This window comes from Kitasatospora azatica KCTC 9699 (assembly GCF_000744785.1).
GTDB lineage: Bacteria > Actinomycetota > Actinomycetes > Streptomycetales > Streptomycetaceae > Kitasatospora > Kitasatospora azatica.
The window spans coordinates 874,853-890,182 of sequence record NZ_JQMO01000002.1; the positions used below are offsets into that span (position 1 = coordinate 874,853).

Genomic DNA, 15,330 nt, shown 5'->3' on the forward strand with positions numbered 1-15,330 from the left:
ACGCTTCGAGGGCTGTCATCACCGGCTGGAGTTCAGCTGCCACGCCTGCATGCTGCTGAGGGTGGCGGTGCCGTTGTCGGCGAAGAGGTCGACACCGGTGCTGGAGGGGTCGGGGAAGACCTGGTCGGTGAGGACGACCTGGTCGCCGTGGGCGTTCTCGGCATACACCTCGACGGAGGAGGAGTCGACGAGGACGTGCAGGCGCAGGGTCCCGCCGTCGAGGGCGAGGGGGGCGCGCTGGACGCCGGGGAAGGAGGGGTCGAAGTCGACCGCGCCGGAGCCGGTGCGGTCGATGTACACCTCGCCGGTGGTGGTGTCGTAGCCGATCCGGGTGCGCTGCCCGGACCCCGTTCGCACGTCGAGGCCGAAGTCGGTGGCTGTGCCGGCGGTGAGGGCGGCCTGGAGCTCGAGGGTGCTGCCCTGCACGCCGAGCGCCGTGGTGGTGTTGGTGGCGGTGGTGGTGGAAACGTGGGTGCCGGCGGCGCGCAGGGTGGCCAGTTCGTCTACCGGCTGCTGGAGCAGCTGGACCTTGCCGTCCACGGTCCGCAACGCGAGCTGGCGCGGGAAGGTGTCGGCGCTGCGCCAGGGGCTGGTGGGGATGCTCCCGCCGTAGTTCCAGTTGCTCATCCAGCCGATCATGATGCGGCGGCCGCCGGGGGCGTCGTTGTAGGTCTGGGAGGCGTAGAAGTCCTCGCCGTAGTCGATCCAGTGGGCGCGCTGGACGGTGGACAGCGCGGGCTGGTCGGCGGCTTCGAACTGGTCGGCCAGGACGTGGCCCCATCCGCCGGTGTTGTTGTCGACGAGCTGGATCTGGACCGGCTTGCCCTGGTACGCGCTGGTGTTGAAGGACGCCCAGTCCAGGTTCTCGGAGTCGGAGCCGGTGGCGCTCTGCACCATCTTGCCGTCGACGAGCAGGTTGACGCCGGTCTCGGTGGACCGGGGCTGGGCCTGGGTGTCGGACAGGACGACCTGGTCGAGGTTGAGGTGGCCCCAGCCGCCGGTGTCGTCGTCCACGACCTTGATCTGGGCCTGCTTGCCCTGCAGGGCGGACAGGTCCCACGAGGCCCAGTTCAGGGCTTCGTTGTCGGTGCCGGTGGCGGAGCGCACCACCTTGCCGTCGACGACGAGTTCGACCGCGGTGGGGGCGTCGGAGGAGGCTGGGTGGTCGCCGCCGCCGATGAGGAAGTCCAGGTACTTCTTGTCGATGGTGAAGGTCGGTGAGGTGAGGGTGCCGGTGGAGGAGTCGCCGCTCAGGTAGCTGTTGACCAGCCCGTGGCCGAGGTAGCCGGAGACCTGCTGCTGGCCGGGGAGGGTGCCCTGGGCCGGTCCGGTGCCGAAGGCGGTGCCGGTGGTGGTCCAGTCGCCGACGGGGCTGGAGTAGGTGCTGCCCTCGAAGTCGGCGAGGACTTCGCCGGTGGGCACCGGCTCGTCGCCCAGCACGGTGCCGGGGAGGTGCGGGTGGTTGCCGCCGCCGACCTTGAAGTTGATGTAGTTGCCGGTGACGGTGAAGGCCGGCGAGGTGAGGGTGCCGGTGGAGGCGTCGCCGCCGTTGAAGCTGTCGGCGAAGTACCTGCCGACTGCGCCCGTGACGGTGCTCTGGCCGGCCAGCGCCCCCGTCGCCGGCGCGCTGCCGAAGGCCGTGCCGGTCGTGGTCCAGTTCCCGAAGGTACCGGACTCGAAGTCCTGCAGCGCGGTGCCGGGCGGCGGGGTGGCGGAGCCGTCGTCGGCGGTGAACCTGCTGCCGTCGAAGTCCCCGACGAAGTACTGGACGCCGGAACCGCCGGCGATGGATCCCGGGTTGAGGCCCACGGCCAGGACCCACTTGGTCTTGTTCGGGTCGCCGTCCACCGCCAGCGGGAACACGTCCGGACACTCCCACACCCCGCCGGTGGCCCCGGCCGGACCGAAGTCGCTCAGGTGGGTCCAGCTCTTGAGGTCGGTGGAACTGTAGAAGGAGACCTTGTGCTGGTCGGAGAGGGCGGCGGCCATCAGCCAACTGTGGGTGGGGGCGTACCAGAAGACCTTGGGGTCGCGGAAGTTCTGCGAGTTGATGTCGAGCACCGGGTTGTTGGCGTACTTCGTCCAGGTCAGGCCGCCGTCGGTGCTGTAGGCGAGGGACTGCCGCTGGACTCCGGTGGCCTTCACGAAGCTGGTGTAGACGGCGACCAGGGGAGGGTCGGCCGTGGTGCCGAGGCCGCTGCTGTTGTCCTTGTCCAGCACGACGCTGCCGGAGAAGACCATCTCGTTGTCGTCCTGCGGGATGGCGACCGGGAGCTGGGTCCAGTGCACGAGGTCGGTGCTCACGGCGTGACCCCAGGACATGTTGCCCCAGGTGTTCCCGGACGGGTTGTACTGGAAGAACAGGTGGTACTGGCCCCTGTACCAGATCAGGCCGTTGGGGTCGTTCATCCAGTTCTGGGCCGGGGTGAAGTGGAACTGGGGCCGGTACTGCTCGTCCTGGAGGGTGCCGGCGGTGGCGGGCGAGGAGGTGATGAGGGCCAGCCCGGACAGGACGGCCGTGGCGGCGAGGAGTCTACGGTTCCGGCGGGTGGGTCTGGACATGCTGCTTCGCCTTTCTCCGGAGGCTGGTTGGCGTGGTGCTGGACAGACCCCTAGGCGCGGACGAGCCTGGCGCCGCAGCGGAACCGGCGGGTCTGTCCGGGGTCGATGGTGATCGCGGGTCCGAACTCCTCGCGGTTGAAGGCGTTCGTCATGGCCTCGACCGGCTCTACGGCCACGGACTTGCGCCGGTCTCTGGGCAGGGTGTCGCCGGTGAAGACGTGCAGGTAGCCGCTCTCCTGCCAGATCCGCAGCTCGTGGCCGGTCTTCGGGTCGCGCAGAATGGTCTCGGCGCGGCCGTCGGGCCCGAACTGGAGGTCGGCGTAGCAGGCGTCGATGACGCGTCGGCCGAGCGGATTCCCGTCGCGGAAGTCCATCTCCGGTAGGTCGTTCAGGTCGATGCGGCAGTCGGGGCCGTCGACGGGGATGAGAGCGTCGTCGGTGCGGATGAGGGTGCCGGCCGGAATGCGCAGTTCCAGGTCGTCGATGTCCGCTGTGCCGTCGCCGAGTTGGAAGTAGGGGTGCCAGCCGCCTGCGTACGGCGCTGTCGTGTCGCCGGTGTTGGTGGCGTGGATGTCGAGGACGAGTTCGTCTTCGGTGATGGTGTAGGTGACGGTGAGGTCGAGGGAGAAGGGGTAGCCGTCGAAGCGTCCTGGTCGGATCTCGTTGCTGCGCAGGACCAGTTGGGCGCTGTCGGCCGTGGCGGTGGCGTGCTCGAGGGCGAAGGGCAGGCTGCGGGCGAAGCCGTGGTAGACGGTGCGGTCGCCCGCCACGCCCGGGAGCAGGTCGTGCTCCCGGCCGTGGAAGCGGTAGCGGCCGTCGGCGACGCGGTTGGGGAAGGGCGCCAGCACTCCGTTGCGCACCCCGGACTGCTCGTGCAACTCGGCGGGATCGCGGTAGCCGTCGGTGAGCTGGAGCGGTTCGCCGTCCTGGTGGATCTGCCAGCTGAGCAGGGTCGCTCCGTGCAGGGCCACGGCGGCATGCACGGTGCCGCCGTGGTCGCGGACGGCCAGGCAGGGCTCGCCTCCCCAGGTGAACCGCTCGATGGTCCAGGCGCTCATGTGGTGGCTGGGGAAAGCTTCTTGGCGCCGGTCATGACGGCCACGGCATCCTCCATGGAGTGGGACTGCGGGGTGATGACGCCGGCGCAGGCGCCGAGCCGCTGGATGTGGATGCGGTCGGCGACCTCGAAGACGTTGGGCATGTTGTGGCTGATCAGGATGACGCCGAGGCCTTGGTCGCGCAGGTCGCGGACCAGTTTGAGGACCTGGCCGGTCTCGCGGACGCCGAGCGCGGCAGTGGGCTCGTCGAGGATGACGACCTTGCCGCCGAAAGCCCCGGCCCGCGCGACGGCGACGGCTTGGCGCTGGCCGCCGGAGAGGGTCTCCACCGCCTGGTTGATGTTCTGCAGGGTGCTGATGCCCAGCCGCTTGACGTGCGCCTCGGCCTGGCGCTTCATCTCTCCGGTGTCGAGCATCCGCAGGACCGAGCCCAGTAGGCCCTTGCGCCGGATCTCCCGGGCGAGGAAGAGGTTGCTGGCGACGTCCAGTGCCGGGGCGACGGCCAGGGTCTGGTAGACCGTCTCGATCCCGGCGTCGCGGGCGTCCTGCGGGCGCTTGAACTGGACCGGCTCGCCGTCGACGAGGATGGTTCCCTCGTCCGGGACGAGCGCGCCGGAGAGGCACTTGATCAGGGTGGACTTGCCGGCGCCGTTGTCGCCGATGACGGCCAGCACCTCGCCCTGGTGGAGCGTCAGGTCGACGTCGTCCAGGCCGACGACCCGGCCGAAGGTCTTGACCAGGCCTTTGGCCTGCAGGACGGGGGCGTTGGTGGGGGTGGTCATGCTTTCACGCTCCGGATCCACTGGTCGACGGACACCGCGGCGATGACCAGCAGGCCGACCGCGAGGACTTGGTAGTTCGGGTCGAACCCGGCCAGCGCCAGCCCGTTGTCGAAGACCTGGACGATCAGGGCGCCGATCAGCGAGCCGAAGATGACGCCGCGTCCGCCGAAGAGGCTGGTGCCGCCGATGACGACGGCGGTGATCGACTCCAGGTTGGCGCTGATCCCGCTGTTGGGGTCGCCGCCTCCGACCCGGCCCACCAGGATCCAGGCGGACACCGCGATGGCGAGCCCGGCGACCATGTAGGCGCTGAGCAGCACGCGGTTGACCGAGATGCCGGCCAGCCGGGACGCCTCGACATCGTCGCCGACCGCGTAGAGGTGACGGCCCCAGGCGGTGTAGCGCAACGCGAATCCGAGCACCCCGTAGAGGGCGATCATCAGCAGCACGCCGGTGGTGATGTGGAGCGAGCCGATGGAGATGCTCTCCGCGCTCCACAGCAGGAAGCTGCCCGGCTGCAGAGCCACGGTCTGGCCCTTGGCGTAGATCAGCGTGATGGCCGTGAAGACGCTCAGCGTGCCGAGGGTGACGATGAACGGGGGCAGCTTGATCCGGGTGACCAGCAGGCCGTTGACTGCCTGGGCCGCGATCGCGATGGCGGCTCCCGCCAGCAGGGCCAGGACCCCGTTGACGTGGCTGTCGAAGACCAGTTTGGACATCACCAGTGACGCGAGCACCATCACCGCGCCGATGGACAGGTCGATGCCGGCGGTGAGGATGACCAGGGTCTGGCCGGCGGCGAGGGCTCCGACGACGGCGACCTGCTGGGCGACCAGGGAGAGGTTCTGGAGCGCGTAGAAGCGGCTGTTGAGGAGCGCGAAGGCGACGCCTGCCAGCAGCAGGACGATCGCCGGGCTCAGCGCGGGCTGGCGGTGCAGTGCCGCGTGGACGCGCTGGCCCACGCTGGCGGGGCGGTTGAGGAAGTCCTCCGCCGTCGTGGGCGCGGTCTCGCCGCTCGATTGGATGGTCACGGCTGTCCTAACTTCGAAGCTGGTCGGCCGCCCGTACGGTCCGGTCGGTCGACCTGGAGGTCTGGCCCGGATGGTCTGGTCCGGATGGTCTGGTCCGGATGGTCTGGTCCGGATGGTCTGGTCCGGGAGGTCTGGTCCGGGAGGTCTGGTCCTGGTGGTCGGCCGGGGGTGTCGGCGGCAGGCACAGCTGCCGGCGACACCCCCGGTCTGCCGAGGGGCCGCGGTAGGGCCCGCAGGTCAGCTGCCCCAGCACGCCGAGGCGGCGTCGGCGGGCGACTGGACGGTGACGCCCGAGACGCTCTTGGTCGCGGCCAGGGCCGTGCCGGTGTCGTAGAAGGACTTGCCGTCGGTGACGCTGGGCTTGGAGCCGCCGCGGGCCAGCTTGGCGATCGCGTCGACGCCGAGCGAGGCCATCTTGCCGGGGTACTGCACGGCGTCGGCGGTGAACTCACCGCTACTGGCGAGCTTCAGCCCGGCGCAACTGCCGTCGATCGCGTAGATCGCGACCTGGCCGGTCTTGCCTGCGGCCTTCAGGGCGTTGTAGGCGCCCTCGGCGGCCGGCTCGTTGATGGCGTAGACCACGTTGATGTTCGGGTTGGCGGAGAGACAGTTCTCCATCGCGGTGCGCCCGCCGTCGATGGCGCCCTGGGTGGGCTGGTGGCAGGCGACGGTGTAGGAGCCGCCGGAGTAGCTGCCGGTCTTGGCCTCCTGGCCGTTCTGGGTGGTGCTGCCCGGGTCGATGCCCATGCCCTGCAGGAAGCCGTGGTCGCGGTCGATGTCGACGGAGACCACCTGGTTGTTGAACAGGTCGAGCATGGCGATGACGGCGGGCTTGCCGCCGAGGGCCGCCGCCGCGTACTGGCCGTCGAGCTTGCCCGCCGCGGTGTTGTCGGTGGCGAAGGTGATGTCGGCGGTGCTCGGCGGGTTCGGCGCGGTGTCCAGCGCGATGACGAAGAGGCCGGCCTGCTTGGCCTGCTTGAGCGCCGCGTTGACCGCGTCGCCGTTCGTGGTGATCAGGATGCCCTTGTCGCCGCGCGCTATCGCGTTGTCGATCGCCGAGATCTGCGTCTGGGTGTCGCCGTCCTTGGTGCCCGCGGCCACCGTGAGACTCACGTTGTCCTTGGCCGCCGCGGCCTTGGCGTCGTTCTCCATGCTCACGAAGTAGGGGTTGGTCAGGGTCTTCAGGATGAGCGAGACCCCGACCTTGCCGCCGCCGGAGCCACCGGAGGAGCCGCTACCGGACGAGGCGGTGGTGGTGGAGGAACTGCAGGCCGCCAGCGCGGTGGCGAGGCCGAGCGCGAGACCCGCGGCGGCCACCTGGTTGCGCCGAATCCGGCGGCGCGGGTTCGAGACGTGAACGGTGTCGAAGTGGTTCATGGTGATTCGTCCCTTCGTAACCATCGCGCCGCGATGGCGAGACAACGTTGACTCGACGCGATCGTTTCCTGCATGGCAGACTGCGTCAAGGCACTGATGACAAGTGCTCAGTTAACGAATTGGTAACGCCGACGTCATGGAGACAACGATGACTCTGGGCAAACCGGAGGCTGGGGCGCCCAGCGCCCGGCCCACGATGCGGGACGTCGCAGCACTGGCCGGGATCTCCATCAAGACCGTCTCCCGGGTCGTCAACGGGGTCAGTACCGTGGACCCCGAACTGGCCGCCCGCGTCAACGAAGCCGCCCGAAAACTCGGCTACCGGCCCAACCTGACGGCGAGCAACCTCCGCCGCCGGGACGGGCGCACCGCGACCATCGGCATGCTGGTCGAGGACGCCGCGAACCCGTTCTCCGCGGCGCTGATGCGCGCGGTCGAGGATGTCGCCCGCAGCCGGGGCGTGCTGGTGCTGTTCGGCAGTCTGGACGAGGACCCCGCCCGCGAGCGGGAACTGGTCGGCGCACTCCTGGACCGGCGCGTGGACGGCCTGGTGATGGTCCCCGCCGGGCTCGACCACAGTTACCTGGTCACCGAGCAGCAGGCCGGCACCCGACTGGTCTTCGTCGACCGCGAACCGAGTCTGCTGGGCGCCGACGCCGTCGTCTCCGACAACCGGCAGGGCGCGATCACCGCTGTCGAGCACCTCCTCGCCGCAGGGCACCGGCGCATCGCCTACCTCGGCGACCAGATCTCCATCCCCACCGCCGCCCTCCGCTTCGACGGCTACCAGCACGCACTGAACCTCGCCCGCGTTCCGCTCGACCCGGCGCTCATCCGCCACGGCCTGCGCACCGCCGAGGCCGCAGAGGAGGCCGTCGAGCAGCTGCTCGCCCTCCCCGACCCGCCCACCGCCCTGTTCACCAGCCAGAACCTGGTCACCATCGCCACCTGCCGGGCGCTGCGGCGGCTGAGGCAGCACCGCGCGGTGGCCATGGTCGGCTTCGACGACTTCCCGCTCGCCGACATGCTGGAACCCGGGGTCTCGGTGATCGCCCAGGACGCCGACGCGCTGGGCAGGCTCGCCGCCAAGACCCTCTTCCGCCGGCTCGACGGCGACACCTCGCAGACCGAGACCCTCATCGTGCCCACCCAGCTGATCCAGCGCGGCTCGGGCGAGTTGACGACAGGAGCAGGCACCCGTGGCTGAAACGAGCGAGAGCACCTCGGCTTCCCCGGCCCCGGTGGTGACAGTCATCGGCGAAGCGCTGATCGACATGGTCCCCGGCGAGCGGCCCGGCGACTTCCGCGCGCTCCCCGGGGGCAGCCCCTTCAACGTCGCCGTCGGTCTGGCCCGGCTGGGCCTGCGCACCTCGCTGATGGCCCGGTTGGCAGACACCGCGTTCGGCCGCATCCTGCGCGCTCACGCCGAAGCCGAAGGCATCGATCTGACCCATGCGCCGCGCGCCGCCGAGCCCGCCAGCCTTGCCATCGTCTCGCTGAACGAACACGCCCAAGCCCACTACGACTTCTACCTCGACGGCACCGCCGACTGGCAGTGGTCCGCCGCCGAGACCGCCGACCTCCCGCCCGGCACCGCCGTCCTGCACCACGGGTCCCTCGCCTCCTGGACCGCGCCCGGCGACGCACACATCCACGCCCTCGCCTCCCGACTGCACGACCGCGGCCAGGTCCTGATCAGCTACGACCCCAACATCCGCCCGTTCCTTCTCGGCGGTCCCGACAAGGGCCGGCCGCTGGCGGAACGGTCCGTGGCCCGCAGCCACCTGGTGAAGGCCAGCCGCGAGGACGTCGAGTGGCTCTATCCGGACACGCCCCTGGAGGCGGTCGCCGCACGCTGGCTCGGTCTGGGCGCGCTGCTCGTCGTCATCACCGACGGCCCCGACGGTGCCCACCTGTTCCGCCCGGGCGAGCAGCCCGTCACGCGCCCGGGACGCAAGGTCGCCGTCGTGGACACCGTCGGCGCGGGAGACGCCTTCACCTCCGGCTTCCTCGACGCCCTCGTACGCCGCGGCCTCCGCACGCCCGAACTGCTCCGGCGAGCAGCCCTTGCGACGCTCGCCTGCGCCTCCGACGACGCGATCCTGGTCTCCTCACTGACCTGCGAGCGCATCGGCGCCGACCCGCCGTCGGCGCTGCCCAGGCCCGACGGCTCTGCCCGCGCCCCGCTCACACCAGCAGACCTCTGCTTCCCCGGGAGGGCCGGCTGAGCAATGGCGGATCGACCGCCCGACGAGCGTCGTCGGCGACCCGCGCAGCCGTGCTGCCCTGGGACGGGTGACGCTCCGGTGCCGTATCAGCGGGCCGATCGGCGGACCCTCCGTCAGTGAGCGGGCCGGCTCCAGGGTTCGTCAGAGGCGCTCGGGCACCGGGTTGCCGACGGCCTCGATGGCGCGGCGGACGGGGACCTTCGCCAGCACGGCGAAGCCGATCACGAAGAACACCAGCAGCGAGATGATCGCCGAGCGGTAGCTGCCGGTGATCTGGTACGCGAGGCCGAAGACCAGCGGTCCCATCCAGCTGGTGCCGCGGTCGCTGACCTTGTACACGCTGAAGTACTCGGCCTCCCGGCCGGCCGGGATGAGGTGGGAGAACAGCGAGCGGGAGAGGGCCTGGCTGCCACCGAGCACCAGTCCGATCATGGCGGCCAGGGCGAAGAACCAGGCGGGCTGGTGGGCGGGCATCAGGTAGCCCAGGGCGAGGGTGATCACCCAGCCGACCAGGGAGCCGAGGACGGTCCGCTTGGCGCCGTACCGGCTGGCGATCCGGCCGAGGAGCAGCGCGCCGCCGATCGCCACGATCTGGACCAGCAGAATGGCGGCGACCAGCGAGGTCTGGTCCATGCCGAGTTCCTCGCTGCCGTAGAGCGAGGCCTGGGAGACCACGGTCTGGATGCCGTCGTTGTAGCAGAGGAAGGCGCCCAGGAAGAGCAGGGTGAGGGGGTAGCGGCGCATGCCGCGCAGGGTGCGGGCGAGTTCGCGCAGACTGCCGGCGGCGGGCCGGTCGGGCGTGGCGGTGGCGGTGCTGGGGGCCGCACCGGCGCGGGAGGGCAGCCGCAGCAGCGGGACGATGGTGAACAGCGCCCACCACAGACCGGCCGAGGCCAGGCAGATCCGCACCGCGGTGCCGGAGGACAGGCCGAGCGCGTCGGCCTTCTCGAACAGCGCCAGGTTGGCGATCAGCAGCAGTCCGCCGCCCGCGTAGCCGTAGGCCCAGCCCTTGGAGGAGACCGCGTCACGCTCGTCGGGGGCGGCCAGGCCCGGAAGGTAGGCGTAGGAGAGCGCGACCGACACGGCGTAAGCGATGTTGGAGATCACCAGCAGCGCGCCGCCGAGCAGGTAGCGGTTGCCGCTGAGGAAGAACATCCCCATGGTGGCGACCGCGCCGACGTACGCGAAGCCGCACATCAACTCCTTGTGCCGCCCGGTGCGGTCGGCGACCGTGCCGGCCAGCAGCATCACCGCGACCGAGACCAGCACGGAGAGGGAGACGGTGTACGGGAAGAACGACCCGGCGCGCACCGTCAGGCCCAGCGGGTGGACGTTGCCGCCCGCATCGGCGGCGTTCTTGGCGACGGTGGTGAGGTAGGGCCCGAGGAACACCGTCAGGACCGTGGCCGAGAAGGCGGCGTTGGCCCAGTCGTTGATGTACCAGCCGAACTGCATCCGGCGCAGGGCGCGGGTGTCGGTGGCGGCCGCCGGGTGGTCGGGCAGGTGGGTCGCCGTGTTCATGAGGTTCCTATCACCGTGTTTCCGTCGGTCCAGCAGCCGCGCTCCTCGAGGACGTCCCGCAGGACGTCGATGCGATCGGCCATGATGCCATCCACACCCAGGTCGAGGAGAGCCCTGAGCCGTGTGGGGTCGTCCACAGTCCAGACGTGAACCTGCAGGCCGAGGCGGTGGGCGGTGCGGACGAAGGCCCCGTCGACCACCCGGACGCCCCGGTGCCGCTCCGGAACCTGCGCGCAGACCCCCGACCACGACGCCCCTCGGCCCGGGAGCAGCGGCCCGGCCAGCGAGCGCAGCCGCAGCCGTGCCACCTCGCGCGGGCCGAGCGAGGTGGCCAGCCGGGGGCCGGCGGCTTCGCGGACGGCGGCGAGGCGGCTGTCGGAGAATCCGCCGACGCAGACCCGGTCCCAGGCGTCGGTGCGGCGGATCGCCTCGACCAGCGGCCGCACGGCCGCGGCCGCCTTGACGTCGATGTTGAAACGGGCCTGGGGGAACTCGCCGAGCAGGTCCTCCAGGAGCGGGACGGGCTCGGTACCACCGATCCGGGCCTCGCCGACCGTGCGCCAGGGCAGTTCGGCGACGGCCCCGGCCCGGTCGGTGACCCGGTCGAGGCGGGAGTCGTGGAAGGCCACCAGCACGCCGTCGGCGGTGACGTGCACGTCCGTCTCCAGGTACCGGTAGCCGAGCTCGACGGCGGCCGAGAACGCGGCGAGCGAGTTCTCGGGGTGGCCGAGCGCACCTCCCCGGTGGGCGAAGGCCAGCGGCCCTCGGTGGTCGAGGAAGGGGTGCATCTCGGGCTCCGAGGTTCTTGCGAGAGGGTGGTGACGAAGGTGTCAGAGCGGGACGAGGAACTGTAGCGCCCCGGCCCGGCGAGCGGTGGCCCCGCCCGACAAGATCGACCGGACGGACCCTGGATCAGCCGCCCTCGCATGTCTCGTCCCGAGTCGTGGACATGCCCTAGGCTCGACCGGGGCGCGGCGCGCGGCCGCGGCGGGAGGGTCGGATCACCATGACAACACCCGGGGGACAACAGGCGTTTGGCGCCGGCGGCAGGCCGCTGGGGCCGTGGCTCACGAACGGCTGGGTGGTCGCGCCACCTGCGCCGAAGCCGGGGACGGTACCGCTGCGCCCACTCGACCTGGGGGACATCGTCACCGGGGTCCTCGCCACCATTCGCCGCTATCCGGGCTCCCTCTACTACCCGCTGCTGCTGGTGGCCTTCGGCTGCGCCGGGGTGTTCGGCGGCTGCGTCGGCCTGGCCTACGCGGAGGTCGGTCCGCTGCCGACCTCCGGGCGGATCCCCGACCAGCAGCTCACGCACCTGACGCTGGCCGCGGTGGCGCTCCTGGTGCTCCTGCTTCTCCTGGCCACTGTCGCCTCTGCCGTCGCCACGACGGTCAGCACCGTCGTCCTGTACCACGCGGTGTTGGGGCGCCAGTTGACGTTCCGTCAGGCGTGGACGCGATCCCGGGCGCACCTCGGGCGCGTGCTCGGCGTCCAACTCCTGGTTACTGCGGCATCGCTGGGGATCCTGGTCGCCTCCGCCCTGCCCAGCGTCCTGCTCTTCCTCCTCGCCGGTCTCACGGCAGCCGCCTACGGTCTGCTGTTGCTGATCCCTGGCCTGGTCGGCGCCGTCTACCTGGGGGTGCGGCTGGTCCTGGTGGTGCCGGTGCTGGTCTTCGAGGAGCAGCGTCCGGTGGCTGCGCTCCGGCGCGCTTGGCGGCTCAACCGCGGTGCCTGGTGGCGCAGTCTGGGATTCCCCTGGGTGGTCGGGTTGCTCGGTGAGGTGGTCGTCCGGGCCGGCATGACCGTTCTGGGGATGGCGGTGTCCCGGTTCCTGCCCTCCGACGCCTTCGACAGCGGGCAGGCCGAGCCCACCAGTTGGCCCTCCCCCGCCGGCGTCACGCTGCTGGTCGTCGCCGTCTGCATGGTTGTCGCCCTGCTGATGGCGGTCCGGGCACCGCTGGCTCCGCTGACCTGCGGGCTGCTGTACCTCGACCGGCGGCTGCGGCTGGAGGACCTCGGGCCGAGGATCGTCGCCGCGACCGCCGGCCCGGCGGGCACTCACGGCCTTTGAGGCAGCTGACGCCTGGTCACTTCGGTCGGCGCACCCTCAGGTCCCTCACCGCCCGGACTGGCGGGAGTTGATGACCAGACTGGGGCAGTGTCGGCGCATCGCGTCCGTGACCGACTCGGGGCGGCGGCGCAGGTCGGAGAGCATGATGACCGGTACCACCAGCGGGCTCGGCTGACCGGTCGACAACTGCTGCTTGCGGCGCAGCATGACGGTCACCCAGGGGTGCCCCGGCGCTGCGGGCCACGCGCACGCGATGTCCGGCCAGGGGAGGTAGCCGAACCGGACGTACTCGATGCCGTCGTCGGTGATCCGCAGCGGCGGCTTGCGACGGAGGTAGGTCCGGCGCACGAGGGGGAAGAGCAGGGTGCCGGACAGGGGGCCCAGCAGGCTGCCCCAATGGCCGACAGGCAGTGGCGGGAGCACTGCCGGGAGCAGGAGCACCAGAACGACCAGTCCGGCGCAGGTGAGCACCAGCCACCAGGTGATCAGGAGTCGGCGCACTGACGGTTGGAAGACCGTGACCTCGCCGGTGGGCGCGGGAGGCAGTGGCCGCGTCGCGGCGGCACCGGGCGGCCGCAGCTCGGCGTCGGCCTGCGCATCGCTCGGCGCCGCCTCGGTGACGGTGACGCGGAGATCGCCCCGTCCGTCCAGCTGGTCGACGCCGTGGTGCGGCACGGGGATGGTGGCGCCGTAGGCGGTGTCGGGCGGGACCGGGACCGCCACCCACTCGTCGGTCGGTGACCGCAGCGAGACGGTGGTGCCGTGCAGCCGCTCGGTGTGGGTGATCGGCAACTCGACCGTGAGGTGGGTGTCGTCGCGGCCGAAGACCGGGTCGGGCAGGACGTGGACCGTCACCAGCAGATCGCCGGCCGGACCGTTGCCGGGTGCCGCGAAGCCCTGCTCGGTCAGGCGGATGCGCTGACCGTCGGCGACGCCGCGCGGTAGAACGGCAGCGACCGGACGGGGCTGCGGCCCGTTGCCGCTGCCGTGGCAGCTGTCGCACGGGCGGGTGCCGAACCCTCCGGTGCCTTCGCAGGTGCCGCAGCGGGTCGGGACGCTGAGCAGTACCGGAGTCTCGTTCAGGGACTCCCGGAAGGAGATCGTGGCTTCAGCGGTGAGGTCACGGCCGCGCCGGCCGGCCGCCCGGTTGCGGGCGATCACGAAGTCGCCGGCCTGGTTGCCGGCATGGGAGCCCGGCTCGGGTTTGCCGTCCCGGACCAACCTGTCGGCGACGGTGGTGAACAGCGGGCCCAGGCGAATCCCCTGGCCCTCGCCGGGGATCCCGTGCTCGACCGCGTCGATCAGGTACTTGGTCAGGTAGGTCTGCGGCTCGGCCGCCTCGCTCTCCAACTGGTGCCAGGCCTGGGTATCCGGGCCACTGGCCATGATCAGGTAGAAGCCGCGTGCGGCGGGCAGTCTCGGGCCGGCCGAGAGTCGGCCGTCCTCCTCGACGGCGAGACCGGCGAAGCAGCAGTCGAGGATGGCGATCTTGGTCTTCGCGTCGCTGGTCTGGAACGCGTTGCGGACCTGGTCGAAGGTCAGGCTGGTGACGTTGCGGAACTTGACATCGGTGGCGGATTCTCCCAGGGCCAGGCAGAGCTGGTTGTTGAAGTCGTACTGGCCGTGGCCGACGAAGTAGAACAGGGCGACGTCGGTGACGCCGTCGAACTCCTTGACCAGCCGGTGCGGCAGACCGTCCAGGGACTTCTGGTTCGGGAAGGACGTGATCCGGTCCTCGGGCCAGTTGCACAACGGCCCGCCGAGCATCCTCCTGAACCGCTCGAAGCTGTGCTTGGCGGCCGTCACCTGCGGGAGGTCGGCGTAGTCCCATGCGCCGACCAGCACGGCCCGGGAGTTGCCGAACCCGCCGTCGAGCGCGTCAGCCATTCAGCGCCTTGTCCACCAGCCGCAGCGCGTCCTCCGCGTTGGCGGCGGTGACGGCTATCTCCTGGTCGTCCCGCTTGATCGTGACCGTCACCTCCGTGCGGCGCGAGCGGATGAACTCGGGGATCGCGCCGACGGCCGCCACCAGCAGGCCCCCGCTGGCCGCAGCCACCTGAAGGACGTCCCAGGCCCCCAACTCACCCTCAGCCGGCCTGCCCGCCCGCTGCACCACCTCCAGCCCCTGAATCCGGCCCAGCAGCGAGCGCAGGGCCCGCAGTTCGGTGGGATCCGACACCCACAGCTCGATCGTCACCATGCCGCGTTCCCCCATGTGTCGTGTGCCTGATCAGGAGAAAGCAGTACCACAAAGAGCCGATGGCGAAAAGCCGTCGCACGTGGGCGAATTGAAGCTCCATCAGGCCGGGGGTGGTGGCGGTAGAGTCATGCCCGGCGTTGTCCGCCGGGAAGAGGTTCACAGCGAGGAGTCGGGCCGTGTCCGCGTACGGGATCATCAGCCTCCACCGCTTGGTGGAGCTGGAGGGCTCGATGGGCACGTACCGGGTGCTGATCGACGGCGCGGTCGCCGGCAGGATCCGCATCGGCAACACGGTGGAATTCCCGGTCGCCCCCGGGACCCACCAGGTGCGGCTCTCCTGGTGGGCCTGGACCGGAAGCGCCCCACTGGTCCTCGAGGTCCAGCCCGGCAGCCGCCACCACCTGCTGGCACAGAGCGCCCGCCTTCGGGATTCACGCTTCCGTCCGAGCCGCTCGATCAGCCTCACCACAACGAACCGCAGCTGAAAAGCCACTGGT

13 protein-coding genes are annotated in these 15,330 nt (G+C 70.8%); 4 read left to right on the top strand and 9 right to left on the bottom strand.

Going from position 1 to position 15,330, the window contains the following annotated elements; genetic code table 11:
* Window positions 1–18 precede the first annotated feature (18 nt).
* The 5 genes from BR98_RS04165 to BR98_RS04185 form a co-directional block, all read right to left on the bottom strand.
* Entirely contained in the window at window positions 19–2,562 is a 2,544-nt protein-coding gene (locus BR98_RS04165) for a glycoside hydrolase family 32 protein (protein WP_035840194.1), read from the bottom strand.
* Window positions 2,563–2,612: 50 nt separating this feature from the next.
* Window positions 2,613–3,620 carry an aldose 1-epimerase gene (locus BR98_RS04170; protein ID WP_035840196.1) on the bottom strand — a complete coding sequence of 336 codons (1,008 nt, stop codon included), beginning with the start codon at window positions 3,618–3,620 and terminating at the stop codon, window positions 2,613–2,615.
* On the bottom strand, window positions 3,617–4,402 hold the full coding sequence (locus BR98_RS04175) for an ATP-binding cassette domain-containing protein (protein ID WP_035840198.1): 786 nt from the start codon (window positions 4,400–4,402) through the stop codon (window positions 3,617–3,619). The genes BR98_RS04170 and BR98_RS04175 overlap by 4 nt, the downstream gene beginning before the upstream one ends.
* Entirely contained in the window at window positions 4,399–5,433 is a 1,035-nt protein-coding gene (locus BR98_RS04180) for an ABC transporter permease (RefSeq protein WP_051969286.1), read from the bottom strand. The genes BR98_RS04175 and BR98_RS04180 overlap by 4 nt, the downstream gene beginning before the upstream one ends.
* A 237-nt stretch (window positions 5,434–5,670) precedes the next feature.
* On the bottom strand, window positions 5,671–6,810 hold the full coding sequence (locus BR98_RS04185; protein WP_035840200.1) for a substrate-binding domain-containing protein: 1,140 nt from the start codon (window positions 6,808–6,810) through the stop codon (window positions 5,671–5,673).
* A 148-nt stretch (window positions 6,811–6,958) separates the two neighbouring features.
* On the opposite strand from BR98_RS04185, the gene BR98_RS04190 reads away from it, so the two are divergent.
* Together BR98_RS04190 and BR98_RS04195 are read left to right on the top strand one after the other, a co-directional pair.
* Complete coding sequence (locus tag BR98_RS04190) at window positions 6,959–8,017, top strand: LacI family DNA-binding transcriptional regulator (protein ID WP_035840201.1); 1,059 nt, start codon at window positions 6,959–6,961, stop codon at window positions 8,015–8,017.
* Entirely contained in the window at window positions 8,010–9,038 is a 1,029-nt protein-coding gene (locus BR98_RS04195; RefSeq protein ID WP_232247233.1) for a carbohydrate kinase family protein, read from the top strand. Before BR98_RS04190 ends, BR98_RS04195 begins: the two co-directional genes overlap by 8 nt.
* Before the next feature lie 141 nt (window positions 9,039–9,179).
* Here the strand turns inward: BR98_RS04195 and BR98_RS04200 are convergent, their stop codons facing one another.
* Window positions 9,180–10,559, bottom strand: coding sequence for an MFS transporter (locus BR98_RS04200; protein WP_035840204.1), 1,380 nt, complete (start codon window positions 10,557–10,559; stop codon window positions 9,180–9,182).
* Complete coding sequence (locus BR98_RS04205) at window positions 10,556–11,347, bottom strand: glycerophosphodiester phosphodiesterase (protein WP_035840207.1); 792 nt, start codon at window positions 11,345–11,347, stop codon at window positions 10,556–10,558. Before BR98_RS04205 ends, BR98_RS04200 begins: the two co-directional genes overlap by 4 nt.
* A 293-nt stretch (window positions 11,348–11,640) precedes the next feature.
* Here BR98_RS04205 and BR98_RS04210 point away from each other — a divergent pair, with 293 nt between their 5' ends.
* Window positions 11,641–12,633: a DUF7544 domain-containing protein gene (locus BR98_RS04210; protein ID WP_035840210.1), complete on the top strand. Its 993-nt coding sequence runs from the start codon at window positions 11,641–11,643 to the stop codon at window positions 12,631–12,633.
* A gap of 45 nt (window positions 12,634–12,678) precedes the next feature.
* Here the strand turns inward: BR98_RS04210 and BR98_RS35990 are convergent, their stop codons facing one another.
* Window positions 12,679–14,520 (bottom strand): caspase, EACC1-associated type, encoded by a 1,842-nt coding sequence (locus BR98_RS35990; protein WP_051969287.1) that lies wholly within the window; start codon window positions 14,518–14,520, stop codon window positions 12,679–12,681.
* Window positions 14,513–14,833: an effector-associated constant component EACC1 gene (locus tag BR98_RS04225; protein ID WP_051969288.1), complete on the bottom strand. Its 321-nt coding sequence runs from the start codon at window positions 14,831–14,833 to the stop codon at window positions 14,513–14,515. The genes BR98_RS35990 and BR98_RS04225 overlap by 8 nt, the downstream gene beginning before the upstream one ends.
* A 176-nt stretch (window positions 14,834–15,009) precedes the next feature.
* Here BR98_RS04225 and BR98_RS38965 point away from each other — a divergent pair, with 176 nt between their 5' ends.
* A complete protein-coding gene (locus BR98_RS38965) occupies window positions 15,010–15,318 on the top strand; it encodes a hypothetical protein (RefSeq protein WP_035840213.1) in 309 nt (102 codons plus the stop codon).
* The last annotated feature ends 12 nt before the right edge of the window (window positions 15,319–15,330 follow it).

Bases quoted from the DNA above. Each gene is read 5' to 3' on its own strand.
- BR98_RS04165 (WP_035840194.1), bottom strand. From the start codon at position 2,562: ATGTCCAGACCCACCCGCCGGAACCGTAGACTCCTCGCCGCCACGGCC.
- BR98_RS04170 (WP_035840196.1), bottom strand. From the start codon at position 3,620: ATGAGCGCCTGGACCATCGAGCGGTTCACCTGGGGAGGCGAGCCCTGC.
- BR98_RS04175 (WP_035840198.1), bottom strand. From the start codon at position 4,402: ATGACCACCCCCACCAACGCCCCCGTCCTGCAGGCCAAAGGCCTGGTC.
- BR98_RS04185 (WP_035840200.1), bottom strand. From the start codon at position 6,810: ATGAACCACTTCGACACCGTTCACGTCTCGAACCCGCGCCGCCGGATT.
- BR98_RS04190 (WP_035840201.1), top strand. From the start codon at position 6,959: ATGACTCTGGGCAAACCGGAGGCTGGGGCGCCCAGCGCCCGGCCCACG.
- BR98_RS04200 (WP_035840204.1), bottom strand. From the start codon at position 10,559: ATGAACACGGCGACCCACCTGCCCGACCACCCGGCGGCCGCCACCGAC.
- BR98_RS04205 (WP_035840207.1), bottom strand. From the start codon at position 11,347: ATGCACCCCTTCCTCGACCACCGAGGGCCGCTGGCCTTCGCCCACCGG.
- BR98_RS35990 (WP_051969287.1), bottom strand. From the start codon at position 14,520: ATGGCTGACGCGCTCGACGGCGGGTTCGGCAACTCCCGGGCCGTGCTG.
- BR98_RS04225 (WP_051969288.1), bottom strand. From the start codon at position 14,833: ATGGTGACGATCGAGCTGTGGGTGTCGGATCCCACCGAACTGCGGGCC.